The sequence below is a fragment of the Robertmurraya sp. FSL R5-0851 genome, assembly GCF_038002965.1.
In the GTDB taxonomy this organism is placed as follows: domain Bacteria; phylum Bacillota; class Bacilli; order Bacillales; family Cytobacillaceae; genus Robertmurraya_A; species Robertmurraya_A beringensis.
This window is the reverse complement of the sequence record NZ_JBBOOE010000001.1, coordinates 3,005,625-3,019,849: the sequence shown is the minus strand read 5'-3', so window position 1 is coordinate 3,019,849 and position 14,225 is coordinate 3,005,625. Positions and strand designations below refer to the sequence as shown.

Genomic DNA, 14,225 nt, shown 5'->3' with positions numbered 1-14,225 from the left:
AGGAGGGAAGCAACGATGACGACCCCTGTATCTGTCAACGAGAAAAAAGATTTTATTCGCTGGTTTTTAAATCATTATCAACTTAAAAGACGAGAATGTGTATGGATATTAAATTACTTAATGAGCCATGATCAATTAATGGAGAAAGTACATTTTGTTGATCAAGCGCAATATTGCCCACGTGGTCTTGTTATGTCAACACATTGCGTCGATGAAGTACCATTTCGTTTTTATAAGGAAAATGTGATGACAACGGATGCTGAAAAATCATTCCATGACATTCGCCTAAACCGAGATGAAGAGATTTATATTCAATTGAATTTTCACGCATCAAATCAAGCGCATCAATATGTGATTGTGTTAGAGGATAATCCATTTATGCCAAACAGTCTGCAAATTAATGAGAAGGATCGTATCCTTGCTGAAAGATTTTTAACAACTAGTTTATCAAAATTCCAGCGTGATAAGCTTCTTACGTTGATTGATGATGCGCTTGACAGACAGGATCAGGAAGCCTTTCAGGAACTAACAGGACAGCTAAAACGGCTCGGAAACAGTGAATAAAGAAAAATCCTGCTAGTACATAGCAGGTTTTTTTTGTTTCTAATAAATGGTATGATAGGAATGATTTAATAGATAAATGGAGTGGTTCTCGTGAAATGGGTTTCTCAGGATATGGACATGTTTTTAGGGGCAAGAGAGTATGTAGATACTGCTGTGTTGCCTTTATATCCAGTTTCATTTGGAAATGATATTAAACAATCAGTTGCGATGACGGAATTTATCCAACTGCTTACAATTCCCCTAGAAAGGCAGTTTAAGGGAAGAATGATCATGCTTCCCGGACATAGTTATTTAAAAAATAAGAGCAAAGAGAAGTTAATTGAAGAAGCTGCTGTTTGGGAGAAAGAGCTTTTTGATAATGGATTTAAACATGTTTTCTTTGTCACATCAGATAGTGTTTGGAAATCATTGGAAGGGGAATTAAAAGCAGGTCTAATTTGGCTACCCTCCATACCATTAGCTGCTATGGATGAGGGAGCTAGAAACAATATTTTAGAGGACCAAGTAAAACAACTCTTACAATTGTTCATGCAAAAATGGCAAGAAGATGTATAAAATGAGATATTAGTCACACAGTTGACAACGTTTGGTCAAAGTATTATATTGACCTCGCTTACATCTTGATATATCATGGTTATGTCCTAGTTTTATAATGTGTTGAATTATGTCCGTTGGACTCAACTTCATAATAGAGGGGGGAAAAGTATGAGCAAACATCGTGTATCTAGACGTCAATTCTTAAACTACACTCTCACTGGTGTAGGCGGTTTCATGGCTGCTGGAATGCTTATGCCAATGGTTCGCTTTGCTGTAGATCCAGTATTGAAAGCGAGTGCAAGTGGGGATTTTATTCCTACTCCGCAGAAAATCAGTGAAATTACTGAAGAACCAACTCGAGTTGACTTTTCATTTGAGCAAAAAGATGCTTGGTACACTTCAGAAGTAACAAATACGGCATGGGTATACAAGGATGAAAATGGGGAGATCGTCGCTTTATCACCTGTGTGTAAGCATTTAGGCTGTGTGGTTGACTGGAACACTGACAAAGCAAACCAAAATCGTTTTTATTGCCCTTGTCATGGTGGATTGTATGAAAAGGACGGGACGAACGTACCTGGTACACCACCGATTGCAAAACTTGATGTATATCCAACGCAAGAAAAAGACGGCTTTCTACTTTTAGGAAAAGCCAAGCCAAGAGAGGAGGCGTAATAGATGTTAAACAAAATTTATGATTGGGTAGATGAACGTTTAGATATTACGCCTATGTGGCGCGATATTGCTGATCATGAAGTACCTGAGCACGTAAACCCTGCTCATCACTTTTCAGCATTCGTGTACTGTTTTGGTGGTTTAACGTTCTTTGTTACTGTAATTCAAATTTTATCCGGTATGTTTTTAACAATGTATTATGTACCAGATATTAAAAACGCTTGGGAATCTGTTTATTACCTTCAAAATGAAGTGGCATTTGGACAAATTGTTCGTGGCATGCATCACTGGGGTGCTAGTCTTGTTATCGTTATGATGTTCTTACATACATTGCGAGTATTTTTCCAAGGTGCTTATAAAAAGCCTCGTGAATTGAACTGGGTTGTCGGAGTATTAATTTTCTTCGTTATGCTAGGTTTAGGATTCACTGGATATTTATTACCATGGGATATGAAAGCTCTATTTGCTACACAGGTAGGGATAAAAATTGCTGAGTCAACACCATTGATCGGGGAACAAGTGAAGATCTTACTTGCTGGACACTCTGATATTGTTGGTGCTCAAACATTAACTCGTTTCTTTGCAATTCATGTATTCTTCTTACCTGGTGCTCTATTAGGATTAATGGGAGCTCACTTCTTAATGATTCGTAAGCAAGGTATCTCTGGTCCATTGTAAAATCTAATGTAATCTATTGAAAGAGATTGATAAAAAAGGAGGGGGATTGTTGTATGCATCGTGGAAAAGGTATGAAGTTCGTAGGTGATTCTCGTGTACCTGCTGAACGCAAACCGAATATTCCGAAAGACTACTCGGAATTTCCTGGCAAAACGGAAGCATTCTGGCCTAACTTCCTTCTCAAAGAATGGATGGTAGGAGCAGTTTTCCTTATTGGATACTTATGTTTAACTATTGCTCATCCATCTCCTCTAGAGAAAATGGCTGATCCAACAGATACGGCATATATTCCACTGCCAGACTGGTATTTCTTATTCTTATACCAATTGTTAAAGTATAGCTATGCTTCAGGACCATACAATGCGATTGGGGCATTTATTATTCCTGGTTTAGCATTTGGTGGATTATTGTTAGCACCATTTATCGACCGTGGACCTGAACGTCGTCCTTCTAAACGTCCATTAGCAACTGGTTTTATGTTATTAGCTCTTGCAGCGATCACATTCTTAACTTGGGAATCTGTTGCAACACATGACTGGGAAGCTGCTAAAGCTCAAGGTCAAATCGTTGCTGAGGTCGAGTTTGATCAAGAGTCTGACGGCTATAAGCTTCTCGATCAAAATGGCTGCTTAGCATGTCATGGTGGCGATCTCCAAGGGGGAGGCCCAAATCCAGCTTTAGTTGGTAATGAATTAACTGCTGATGATGTTAAGGATATTGCTAAAAATGGTAGAGGCTCTATGCCTGCTGGAATGTTTAAAGGAACTGATGAAGAGTTAGAAGTTCTTGCAGAGTTTGTCTCTTCTCTTAAAAGTGAATAATAACCTGAGAGCTGGCATAGTATATGCCAGCTTTTTTCAAATGATAGCGAGGTGTGCATGATGAAGTGGATTTACTATTTTTTAACCCATCGAACGATTCTTTGGTTCTTACTTGTAGTTAATATTCTAGGGACCATCTACGCCTATTATTGGTACCGGTATCAGCTAGCTGAAACACCACCGATTTTTTTAATTTTTGTTCCAGACAGCCCAACAGCATGTTTATTTTTTGTATTTGTATTAATTGCTTTTATACTAGGGAAAAACTGGCCTTTATTTGAGGCTTTAGCTATGGTGACCTTGTTTAAGTATGGTATTTGGGCAGTCGTTATGAACTACCTTGTTTTAGTTGTGTCTGGTGAATTAGATATAATCGGTTATATGCTTATGCTATCGCATGGTGCAATGGCCTTACAGGGGTTATTGTATGCACCTTTTTACCGTTTTAAGGCGTGGCATTTAATTGTAACGGGTATTTGGACACTACATAATGACGTGATAGATTATGTGTTTAAAATGCTGCCTAGATATCATATGCTAGATGACTATATACCTCAAATTGGTTATTTTACATTTTGGTTAAGTATAGTATCTTTAGCGCTTGCCTATTGGTTTGTGGTAAGAGGAAACAGCAAGAAAATGGAACTAACAATTTGAGTTTACCTAGTTGATATTTTATGGTCTAACCTTGTCCTCCCATACATAACATTTAATAGTATAAAGAGGGGGGACAAGTATGAAAGCAAGAGTTGTTATATTTATATGTATATTGATTCTACTATTTCCTATAACGATACATGCAGATGAGACGTCGCCTATCGATAAGTTAAACTCAATCTCAGATGAAGCCCTACAAATGGTGAGATCATCGCGATACGATGATGCTCATAAGCTTCTTTTGTATTTTTCTGAAGAATTCATTAGCATGGACCAAAGACCATTTTCGATGGATGAACTACGGATTGTAACGGTCGCACATAATGAAGCGTTAGAGGCAACAGCTAATGATTCACTGGAACATTCAGAGATTGTAAATAAAGTAACAAAGTTTCGTCTAGTTATGGACGCCATTAATACAGGGGGGCAACCTCTTTGGACCGAGATGGAAGGTCAAGTACTTATGGTATTTGGTGGTGTTAAGGAAGCGGTCAAAAGTGGACATTCAGAGAGGTTTCATGAGCAATTAAATTCTTTCCTGTCATTATATCAAATGATTTATCCTAGTTTAAAACTCGATATTAGATCCGAAAAAGTCCAAAGACTTGATACAAAAATCAATTATATCGATCATTATCGGCCGAAAATACTTTCCGAGGAAAGTAGTATGAAGGATTTAGATTCAATAGAAAGTGATTTAAAGAGTATTTTTGAAGGAATGACGGAAGATGAAGCGGATCCTTCCCTTTGGTGGGTTATCTTTACAACTGGTAGTATTATTGTCGCAACTTTATCTTATGTAGGATTTAGAAAGTATGCCGGAGAAAAAAATCAAAGGCGGGAGAAAAACCGCTCAAGAGAGCTAAAAGATTGACATCATTTATGGTCAATAATAAAATTGGGGTAACAACTAGTTTTGAATTGGAGGAACATAATGACAACCCTTATTTACTTTGCTTTGATTATTTTGGTTCCACTTTGGGCTCAATTTAAAGTGAAGAGAGCTTACGCAAAATATTCAAAAGTAGCTGCTTCTTCCCATATGCCTGGTGCAGAGGTAGCTCGGAAAATTTTGGATTCCAACGGTCTATATCATGTCGGTGTGGAAGAGACTCGAGGACATTTAACAGATCATTATGATCCAAGAGTAAAAACAGTAAGACTTTCTTCAGAGAATTATCACGGTCACTCTGTTGCAGCAGCTGCGATCGCTGCACACGAGGTTGGACACGCGATTCAAGACGACCAGAATTATGCGTTCTTACGCTTTAGACATGCATTAGTTCCTGTTGCGAATTTAGGTTCAAACCTTTCTTGGATATTAATTATGGTTGGTATTTTTGCTCAAATTAGTGGGTTACTTTTATTAGGAATTGTTTTCATGGCAGCAGCTGTTGTTTTTCAGGTTGTAACTCTGCCAGTAGAATTCAATGCTTCCAATCGTGCGATGGACCAAGTGGTTTCAATGGGAATCATTCGTAATGATGAAGAAAGAGAAACAAAGCGCGTGCTTGATGCAGCAGCATTAACATATGTTGCAGCAGCAGCAGTAGCTGTTCTTGAGCTAGTACGTTTAGTATTGATCTATACTGGTATGGCAAGAAGTGAAGATTAAACAAAAAAACAGCCACTTGGCTGTTTTTTTAATGCTCAATGGGGCGTTTGTTTTCATCTAATGTAAATCCCTCTCCTAATACATCATGCACCATTGTAACAGAAACAAATGCGTGAGGATCCACTGAAGTGATGACCCGTTTTAATAGAACGATCTCGTTTCGACCAACAACGCAGTAAAGAACTTCCTTTTCTTGCTTAGAGTAAGAACCGTGGCCTTTAAGAACGGTAACACCTCGTTCCATTTCGGTCATAATTTTGTCTGCAATTTCTTGGTTCTTCTCAGAAATAATGATGGCCCCTCTTGCAGAATAAGCTCCCTCTTGCATGAAATCAATGACTCTAGCACCCACAAATACGGCGACAAGGGTGTACATCGCTTCTTGGTAGGTTAAGTAGAAAATTAGGGATAGTGTAATAACTACCACATCAAATAAAAACATTGTCTTCCCCATACTCCAGCCTATGTATTTATGTACGAGTCGAGCAATTATATCAACACCACCAGTAGTTCCTCCAAAACGGAAAATAATTCCTAGGCCGACACCGATAAATACACCCGCAAAAAGAGCCGCAAGAGTTAGATCGTCTTTAAGTGGCATATTGATTTGATATCGCTGAAAAATCCATAAAAACACGGATACAGCTACCGTACCAATAAGTGTATATAAAAAGACATTTTTGCCCAATAACCTCCACCCAATGAAAAATAGGGGGATATTTAGAAGCAGATTTACATAGGATGGATCCCAGTTAAATAGAAAATAAAGCAAAAGAGTGATGCCAGTAAACCCACCTTCGGCTAAATTGTTTTGCATATTAAAATGGACAATTCCAAAAGAAAAGATGGCTGAACCTAATAGGATGAAGAATATATTCTTTATCTTTAGAGAAAAAAGCATTGTATTTACCTCACTTTAAAAATGGAAAATTTTAAGCTTGTACACAGGCCGTATTAATTATAAGTGAAATGGAAGTTTAAACGCAATAATCCTCTAAAGAGAATCACTCGTTCCAGCTATTTTGATTAATAAGCCTTTTCCCCTAATTTAAAATATTTGTAAATAGTGGACCTTTTAGCTAACATTGTAATATTAGGTGTAGAGAAAAATGGCTGCACACGATATGATATGAGGTGAATACCTTTGGAAAACAGTAAGAAGACAATGACGCAACTGCAAGAAGAGGTAAATACATACATAAGCCAGTTTAAGGAAGGGTATTTTAGTCCACTTGCAATGCTTGCAAGAATGACTGAGGAACTTGGTGAACTAGCTAGAGAAGTAAATCATTATTACGGTGAGAAACCAAAAAAAGCATCGGAGAAAGAAAATACGATTGAAGAAGAACTTGGAGATATGTTATTTGTTCTCATTTGCTTTGCAAACTCACTGAATATTGATTTAGAAGAATCCCATAACCGTGTAATCGAGAAGTTTAATACACGAGATAAAAATCGATGGACAAGAATTGAAACGGAAGGGGAATAATTATGGAAAAGATTAAAGTAGTAGTCGCAGGACCTCGTGGAAGAATGGGTACTGAAGCAGTAAAGCTTGTTATGAATACGGAGGAATATGAACTTGTTGGAGCAATAGATTATAAGAATAATGGATTGAAGCTTAGTGATGTAGGGTTTCACTCGGCAGATGCACCTATTTTTACGGATATTGAAGAATGTTTCAATACAGTTAAACCTGATGTATTAGTTGACTTAACAACACCTGAATTTGGAATGTACCATGCAAAAACCGCTCTACTACATGGCGTTAGACCGGTTGTTGGTACGACCGGTTTTTCTGATGATCAATTAAAAGAGCTAGAACGTCTTTGTGATGACCAAAAAAGAGGCTGTATTATTGCCCCTAACTTCGCTCTTGGGGCAGTATTAATGATGAAATTTGCGCGACTTGCAGGTAGATACTTCCAAGATATTGAGATTATTGAGTTACACCATGATCAAAAACTAGATGCACCATCGGGAACGGCCTTGAAAACGGCCCAGATGATTGCAGAAGAAAGGGATTATAAAGAGCAAGGGCATCCAAACGAAAAAGAAACGTTGTCTGGAGCAAGAGGAGCAAATTATGAGGGAATGCATATTCATTCCGTTCGTCTACCTGGGTTAATTGCCCATCAACAGGTCATGTTTGGTTCATCAGGTCAAACCCTTTCCATTCGCCATGACTCCTATAATCGTGAGTCGTTTATGTCAGGTGTGAAGCTGGCAGTTGACTCAGTGATGAAGCTAAATGTGTTTGTTTATGGTTTAGAAAATATTATTGAATAACTAGGGGGGAATTATTTTGAACATTGCCTTAATTGCTCATGATAATAAGAAGGATGAGTTAGTACGTTTTGCAATTGCCTATAAAGAAATTATAGAAGAGCATACCTTGTTTGCAACGGGAACAACTGGCCTAAGAATTATGGAAGCAACGGGATTGTCGATTCAGCGATTCCAGTCAGGACCACTTGGCGGGGACCAAGAGATTGGGGCAATGATCGCTAAAAATACAATGGATATGGTGTTCTTCTTTAGAGATCCTCTTACGGCGCAACCGCATGAACCAGACGTGACCGCGTTAGTACGCCTTTGTGATGTGTATTCCATACCGTTAGCAACTAATATTGGAACGGCGGAAGTTCTAATAAAAGGACTCGAGCGTGGTGACCTTGCTTGGAGAGACATCATCCATCAAGAACAAGGTGAGGGCAATGACAAATAATATACATATCCTAGCCTTTGGAGCACATGCAGATGATGTGGAAATTGGCATGGCTGGAACTGTCGCAAAATACACTTCGGAAGGGAAAACAGTCGTAATTTGTGATTTAACAAAAGCTGAGCTTTCAAGTAACGGAACAGTAGAACTTCGCCAACAAGAAGCAATGAAAGCGGCAGATATTCTCGGTGTAAAAGAACGAATTACATTAAATCTTCCAGATCGAGGTTTATTATTAACTGAGGAAGCGATTCGTCAAGTCGTTCATATCATTCGGAAGTTTCGACCGGAGATTGTTTTTGTTCCCTATGGAAAAGATCGTCACCCTGATCATGGAAACTGTGCAAGAATCGTGGAAGAAGCCTTTTTTTCTGCGGGCATTCAAAAGTTTCAGACAGGGTTTGATGATAGCGCCTATCGACCTAAGCAGCTTTACTACTATATGATTAACGGATTTTCTACTCCTGATTTCGTCATCGATGTGTCGAACACCTATGAAAAGAAGAAAGAAAGTCTAGAGGCATATAAGAGTCAGTTTACAAAGCAAGCGGATAGCGTAGACACACCGCTTACGAATAATTATATTCCAGCTTTGGAGGCAAGGGAGCGTTTATATGGTAAAGAAGTTGGAACTCTTTACGCAGAAGGGTTTAAAGTAAGAGCTCCAATTTTACTCAATCGTGATTTACTAGGAGAATAACAACCATGAATAAAAAAATGAAAATAGGTATCACCTGTTATCCAACAGTAGGGGGCTCGGGAGTTATTGCTACAGAACTTGGGAAGATGTTGGCAGAAAATGGGCACGAGATTCATTTCATTTCTTCGAGTCTCCCATTTCGGTTGAATAGGATGTACCATAATGTGTACTACCACCAAGTAGAGGTAAACCAATACTCGGTTTTTCAATACCCACCATACGATATTGCTTTAGCTAGCAAAATGGCGGAGGTGATCAACCGTGAAGAGTTGGACCTTCTTCATGTGCATTATGCAATTCCGCACGCTGTTTGTGCCATTTTAGCAAAGCAAATGAGTGGAAGGGATGTAAAGATTGTCACTACACTACACGGTACGGATATTACTGTATTGGGGTATGATCCTTCATTAACGGATGCTATTCGATTTGGAATTGAGAAATCAGATATCGTTACAGCAGTGTCTAGATCTTTGATTAGTCAAACATACGATCTAATAAATCCTGATAAAAAAATCGACACGGTTTATAACTTTATTGATGAACGGGTCTATAAACGATCAGAGTCCTCTCATCTTAAAGAAGAGTATGGAATACTTCCGGAAGAAAAGATCATCATTCATGTGTCTAATTTTCGACCAGTGAAAAGGGTACAGGATGTTGTTCGTACATTTGAGAAGATTACAAAAAGAATTCCTGCAAAGTTACTACTTGTAGGCGATGGCCCAGAAATGATGGTCGTTTGTAAACTAGTTAAAAAGCTAAATATTGCAGATAAAGTATTGTTTCTAGGGAAACAAGACAGTGTAGAGGAGCTTTACTCTATTAGTGACCTCATGCTTTTATTATCTGAAAAAGAAAGCTTTGGATTAGTTGCATTAGAGGCGATGGCGTGTGGTGTCCCATGTATCGGAACTAATGTAGGAGGTATACCTGAAGTAATCGACCATGGACAAAGTGGGTATATTTGTGAACTTGGTGATATAGAGGATATGTCTGAAAAGGCCATTGATCTTCTACAACATCCACAGAAGCATCAACAGTTTTCAGAAGCCTCTGTTAAGCTTGTAAGAGGGAAATTTCAAGCGACGACGATCGTGAAGCAATACGAAGACTTATATAAAAGTTTATTGCAAAGTGGTGAACAACCATATGAAAGAACCGTTTAAGTCAGCGATTCCAGTCCTTGAGTTAATCGAAAGATATGGGTTTAAAGCATACTTTGTGGGAGGCTCTGTGCGTGATTATATACTAGGTCTTCCAATCAATGATATTGATATTGCTTCTTCTGCGACACCTAGTGAAATTAAAGAGATATTTCCAAAAACAATTGACCTGGGTATTGAACATGGTACGGTCATGGTTCTGCACAATAACCATTCGTATGAAATTACAACCTTTCGCTCTGAGTCAGATTATGTGGATTTTCGGAGACCAACTTCCGTAACATTTATTCGATCCATTGAAGAAGACTTAGCTAGGCGTGATTTTACCATGAATGCGGTGGGAATGAATCGTTTTGGGGAGATACTTGATCCCTTTGAAGGAATAGTAGATATCGAAGCTAAAACCATTCGTACCGTAGGAATGGCCAGTGAGCGATTTTCAGAGGATGCGCTTCGTATGCTAAGAGGAATCAGGTTTGTTAGCAAGCTGGGTTTTGTATTAGAATCGGATACATACCAAGGGATAAAGGACAATAAACACCTACTTACACATATTGCGGTTGAAAGAATTGCAGCTGAATTAGACAAACTGCTCAGTGGATATCATACGTCTCAAGGCATTCAATTGCTGATAGACACGGAAATATATAAATACATACCGGGATTACCTGATAAAAAAGCAGCCTTGTTGGAACTTTCCCAATTGCAAATACATTCATTATTCATTGATGAAAAATGGGCTTTATTTTCACATCTTATACAAAAAGGTGAAAAAGAGATTAAACAATTCCTTAGCTCATTTAGATTCTCGAATAAAAGAGTTCAACAGATTTCCTATATGTCGAAATGGTTAAGTGAACGCTTTAGAAATAGCTGGTCAATTGATTCCGTATATGCTTGTGGAAAAGAGACGGCGCTTCAAGTGGAGAAGATTTACCAAGCTTACCAAAGTAAGGTTGATTCCTTTGCAGTAGACAGACTTCAAGTAATCATTGACGCACTGCCTATTCATTCTTTAGCGGATATAAAAGTATCAGGCTCAGACCTAATTGAATGGAAACAGAAAAAAGCAGGGCCGTGGGTGAAGGATGTACTTAAGGAAATTGAAACAGAAATTCTAAATGGTAGGCTTGAGAATGACAATGAGGTTATTAAAGAATGGGTGACAAAATGCAGTCTGAATTAAGGAAAAAGCTTCTTGAGGCATTTACGAACTCCGAGCAAGAGTATGTGTCTGGACAGTATTTAGCAGATGTAATGGGTTGTTCTAGAACCGCTGTATGGAAGCATATCGAGGATTTAAGAAAAGAAGGATTTGAATTAGAGGCCGTTAGGAAAAAAGGATATAAAATCTTAAACTTGCCAAAAAGTATTTCAGCTGATCGCGTACAATTGGGGTTGAAGACAGAGTTCATAGGTAAAGTTATTCATTATGAAGAAACGGTTGATTCTACTCAAAAGATCGCCCATTTGTTATCGCATGAAGGGGCGGTAGAAGGGACCGTTGTGATTGCCGAGGAACAAACAGGTGGAAGAGGCAGAATGGATCGTGCTTGGCATTCTCCAAAATCTACGGGAATTTGGATGAGCCTTATTTTAAGACCGAAAATACCCATTCAAAGAGCACCACAGCTTACTTTACTTACTGCTGTTGCAATTGTACAAGCAATTGAAGAAACAACTACATTAACTCCGCAAATTAAATGGCCGAATGATATTCTGGTTGAGCAACAAAAAGTGACAGGGATATTAACGGAACTTCAGGCAGATGCGGACCGAATTATTTCGGTGATCATCGGGATGGGTTTGAATATTAATCAAACAGAAGATGATTTTCCCCCTGAACTGCGTCAAATTGCTACTTCCTTACGTGCGAAGGAAGGGAAGGAACTTGACAGAGCTGAAATAATAAAAGTCATATTCCAAAAGTTTGAAACCTTATACATGCTTTTTTTAGAAAAAGGGTTTTATCCTATTAAGTTATTATGGGAAAGCTATGCAATAAGTGTCGGAAAAGAAATCACAGCAAGAACCTTGAATGGTTCTATTAGTGGAAAAGCTCTTGGAATTACCGATGAGGGTGTGCTGAATGTAGAAGATGCATTAGGTGAAATACATCAAATTTATTCCGCAGACATAGAACTTCACTAATTTGTGAATAGATAATCTAAAAGGTTTTTGCTATAATTTGAAGCGTCGGGCAGTATCCACGGTGAACTGCACCATTTGTGTAAATACAAAATTTTATAAGTAGTCTGCCTAGATCCAAAGATGGACCGGGACAGAGGGATAAACAAAACAACAAATTTTTCAGGAATCCTTCTGTGTATTTTTAGGATTCCTTTTTATATTGTATACAAATGTTTTGTTCCTCTCCGGGAAAGGAGAATGTATATGAAACAGTTGAATGATTTTAGAAGTATGAAAAAAAATGGTGAGAAAATCGTTATGTTAACCGCGTACGATTATCCTTCGGCAAAACATGCAGAAGGTTGTGAAGTAGACATGATCCTTGTAGGTGATTCATTAGGAATGGTTGTGTTAGGGTATGATTCCACCATTCCAGTAACAACAGCTGATATGATTCACCACAGTAAAGCAGTAAGACGTGGAGCTTCCAATACTTTTACAGTTGTCGATATGCCTTTTATGAGCTATCATTTATCCGTCCGTGATACATTAATCACTGGCGCAAAGATGATTCAAGAAACCGGAGCACAGGCTCTAAAGCTTGAAGGTGCAGATGGAGTACTTGAACATATCCAAGCTTTAACTAATGCAGGAATTCCTGTTTGTGCACATTTGGGTCTAACCCCTCAGTCAGTAGCTGTGTTAGGTGGTTACAAGGTTCAAGGCAAGGATGCTCAAGCGGCACAAAAAATAATACATGACGCGAAGCTTTGTGAAGAAGCAGGCGCATTTATGCTTGTTTTAGAATGTGTACCAAAGCAACTAGCAAGGGAAATCACGAAGCAATTATCTATTCCCGTCATCGGGATTGGTGCAGGTGTGGAGGTAGATGGTCAAGTTCTTGTCTATCATGATGTAATTACTTACGGTGTCAATAGAGTTCCAAAATTTGTGAAGACATATGGAAATGTAGATGAGGTAGCTACTAAAGGAATTTCAGCTTATGTATCTGAGGTGAAGAGCTGTCAATTTCCTTCAGATGATCAAAGCTTTTCCATGAAAGAAGAAGAGTTAATAGTTCTGTATGGAGGAGAAAGATGAAAGTAATTACCTCAATTTCACAAATGCAACAGGAAGTTCAAGCGCTAAAAAATGACAAGCTTTCAATCGGTTATATCCCAACTATGGGCTACCTTCATGAGGGGCATGTCCGTTTAGTAAATAAAGCAAGAGAAGAAAATGATATTGTAATTATGAGTATATTTGTCAATCCATTACAGTTTGGACCGAATGAGGACCTTGATGCTTATCCGCGTGATTTTGAGCGAGATCGTGAAATAGCTAAAAATGAAAAGGTAGATTATATTTTTTATCCATCTGTTGAAGAGATGTATCCATCGAAGCCTTCTGTTACACTTGTTGTTCAAAAGAGGGTTGATGTCCTTTGCGGAAGCACAAGGCCAGGCCATTTTGATGGCGTTGCTACTGTATTAGCGAAGCTTTTTCATATTATACAGCCAACTCGTGCGTATTTTGGTATGAAGGATGCGCAGCAGGTAGCGGTCGTGGATGGGTTGATTACTGATCTCCATTTTCCAATTGAATTAATTCCTGTAGAAACGGTAAGGGAAGAGGATGGATTAGCAAAGAGCTCCCGCAATGTAAGATTAACGTCTAAAGAGCGAGAGGAAGCATCTGTTCTTTATAAAAGTTTAAAAGAAGCTGAAAAACAAATCTTTGCAGGTGAAAGAGATATTGAAGTAATCATCTCCAACATGAAAAATACAATAAGTAAGAACTCATCAGGAGCGGTTGATTATATAGAAATCTACTCTTATCCAGAACTGGAAAACCTAGAGATTCTAGAGGGGAAATTCATCATCGCTCTTGCAGTGAAGTTTTCAAATGCTCGCTTAATAGATAATCTGGTAATCACGCTATAGATAAATAGTAGACGGAG

At 38.4% G+C, this 14,225-nt stretch carries 18 protein-coding genes; 17 read left to right on the top strand and 1 reads right to left on the bottom strand.

The genetic code is table 11. From position 1 onward, the window contains the following. Nucleotides 1-15 precede the first annotated feature (15 nt). The 8 genes from MKX65_RS15540 to MKX65_RS15505 all read left to right on the top strand — a co-directional run bounded on the left by MKX65_RS15540 (nt 16) and on the right by MKX65_RS15505 (nt 5,547). Nucleotides 16-564 carry a ReoY family proteolytic degradation factor gene (locus MKX65_RS15540; protein WP_160547152.1) on the top strand — a complete coding sequence of 183 codons (549 nt, stop codon included), beginning with the start codon at nt 16-18 and terminating at the stop codon, nt 562-564. A 90-nt stretch (nt 565-654) separates the two neighbouring features. After that, the gene (locus tag MKX65_RS15535) at nt 655-1,119 is read left to right on the top strand and encodes a YpiF family protein (RefSeq protein WP_340904482.1); all 465 of its coding nucleotides are present in this window, start codon (nt 655-657) and stop codon (nt 1,117-1,119) included. A 150-nt stretch (nt 1,120-1,269) separates the two neighbouring features. After that, nucleotides 1,270-1,776, top strand: a complete 507-nt coding sequence (locus MKX65_RS15530; protein ID WP_160547153.1) for a QcrA and Rieske domain-containing protein — start codon at nt 1,270-1,272, stop codon at nt 1,774-1,776. A 3-nt stretch (nt 1,777-1,779) separates the two neighbouring features. Further along, on the top strand, nt 1,780-2,454 hold the full coding sequence (qcrB, locus tag MKX65_RS15525; RefSeq protein WP_160547154.1) for a menaquinol-cytochrome c reductase cytochrome b subunit: 675 nt from the start codon (nt 1,780-1,782) through the stop codon (nt 2,452-2,454). 53 nt (nt 2,455-2,507) lie between these two features. After that, the gene (locus tag MKX65_RS15520) at nt 2,508-3,275 is read left to right on the top strand and encodes a menaquinol-cytochrome c reductase cytochrome b/c subunit (protein WP_160547155.1); all 768 of its coding nucleotides are present in this window, start codon (nt 2,508-2,510) and stop codon (nt 3,273-3,275) included. A 60-nt stretch (nt 3,276-3,335) separates the two neighbouring features. After that, the gene (locus tag MKX65_RS15515) at nt 3,336-3,932 is read left to right on the top strand and encodes a DUF1405 domain-containing protein (RefSeq protein ID WP_340904480.1); all 597 of its coding nucleotides are present in this window, start codon (nt 3,336-3,338) and stop codon (nt 3,930-3,932) included. Nucleotides 3,933-4,011: 79 nt separating this feature from the next. Beyond that, nucleotides 4,012-4,806, top strand: a complete 795-nt coding sequence (gene ypjB, locus MKX65_RS15510) for a sporulation protein YpjB (protein ID WP_160547156.1) — start codon at nt 4,012-4,014, stop codon at nt 4,804-4,806. Between the two features lie 60 nt (nt 4,807-4,866). Continuing rightward, nucleotides 4,867-5,547, top strand: coding sequence for a zinc metallopeptidase (locus MKX65_RS15505; RefSeq protein ID WP_160547157.1), 681 nt, complete (start codon nt 4,867-4,869; stop codon nt 5,545-5,547). 28 nt (nt 5,548-5,575) lie between these two features. On the opposite strand, the gene MKX65_RS15500 is transcribed toward MKX65_RS15505, so the two are convergent. Further along, nucleotides 5,576-6,448: a YitT family protein gene (locus MKX65_RS15500; protein ID WP_160547158.1), complete on the bottom strand. Its 873-nt coding sequence runs from the start codon at nt 6,446-6,448 to the stop codon at nt 5,576-5,578. Nucleotides 6,449-6,712: 264 nt separating this feature from the next. Here MKX65_RS15500 and MKX65_RS15495 point away from each other — a divergent pair, with 264 nt between their 5' ends. From MKX65_RS15495 to panC, 9 genes are all read left to right on the top strand, one after another. After that, nucleotides 6,713-7,036 carry a MazG nucleotide pyrophosphohydrolase domain-containing protein gene (locus MKX65_RS15495; protein WP_160547210.1) on the top strand — a complete coding sequence of 108 codons (324 nt, stop codon included), beginning with the start codon at nt 6,713-6,715 and terminating at the stop codon, nt 7,034-7,036. A 2-nt stretch (nt 7,037-7,038) separates the two neighbouring features. Beyond that, a complete protein-coding gene (dapB, locus tag MKX65_RS15490; protein WP_160547159.1) occupies nt 7,039-7,836 on the top strand; it encodes a 4-hydroxy-tetrahydrodipicolinate reductase in 798 nt (265 codons plus the stop codon). Nucleotides 7,837-7,852: 16 nt separating this feature from the next. Beyond that, complete coding sequence (mgsA, locus tag MKX65_RS15485) at nt 7,853-8,275, top strand: methylglyoxal synthase (RefSeq protein ID WP_160547160.1); 423 nt, start codon at nt 7,853-7,855, stop codon at nt 8,273-8,275. After that, entirely contained in the window at nt 8,265-8,972 is a 708-nt protein-coding gene (gene bshB1, locus MKX65_RS15480; RefSeq protein WP_160547161.1) for a bacillithiol biosynthesis deacetylase BshB1, read from the top strand. The genes mgsA and bshB1 overlap by 11 nt, the downstream gene beginning before the upstream one ends. A 5-nt stretch (nt 8,973-8,977) precedes the next feature. Then, nucleotides 8,978-10,138: an N-acetyl-alpha-D-glucosaminyl L-malate synthase BshA gene (gene bshA / locus MKX65_RS15475; RefSeq protein ID WP_160547162.1), complete on the top strand. Its 1,161-nt coding sequence runs from the start codon at nt 8,978-8,980 to the stop codon at nt 10,136-10,138. Continuing rightward, complete coding sequence (locus MKX65_RS15470; protein WP_340904476.1) at nt 10,122-11,321, top strand: CCA tRNA nucleotidyltransferase; 1,200 nt, start codon at nt 10,122-10,124, stop codon at nt 11,319-11,321. The genes bshA and MKX65_RS15470 overlap by 17 nt, the downstream gene beginning before the upstream one ends. After that, nucleotides 11,306-12,286 (top strand): biotin--[acetyl-CoA-carboxylase] ligase, encoded by a 981-nt coding sequence (locus MKX65_RS15465; RefSeq protein WP_160547211.1) that lies wholly within the window; start codon nt 11,306-11,308, stop codon nt 12,284-12,286. The genes MKX65_RS15470 and MKX65_RS15465 overlap by 16 nt, the downstream gene beginning before the upstream one ends. Nucleotides 12,287-12,529: 243 nt before the next feature. After that, complete coding sequence (panB, locus tag MKX65_RS15460; RefSeq protein WP_160547164.1) at nt 12,530-13,366, top strand: 3-methyl-2-oxobutanoate hydroxymethyltransferase; 837 nt, start codon at nt 12,530-12,532, stop codon at nt 13,364-13,366. Beyond that, nucleotides 13,363-14,208 carry a pantoate--beta-alanine ligase gene (gene panC / locus MKX65_RS15455; RefSeq protein ID WP_160547165.1) on the top strand — a complete coding sequence of 282 codons (846 nt, stop codon included), beginning with the start codon at nt 13,363-13,365 and terminating at the stop codon, nt 14,206-14,208. The genes panB and panC overlap by 4 nt, the downstream gene beginning before the upstream one ends. Nucleotides 14,209-14,225: the final 17 nt, after the last annotated feature.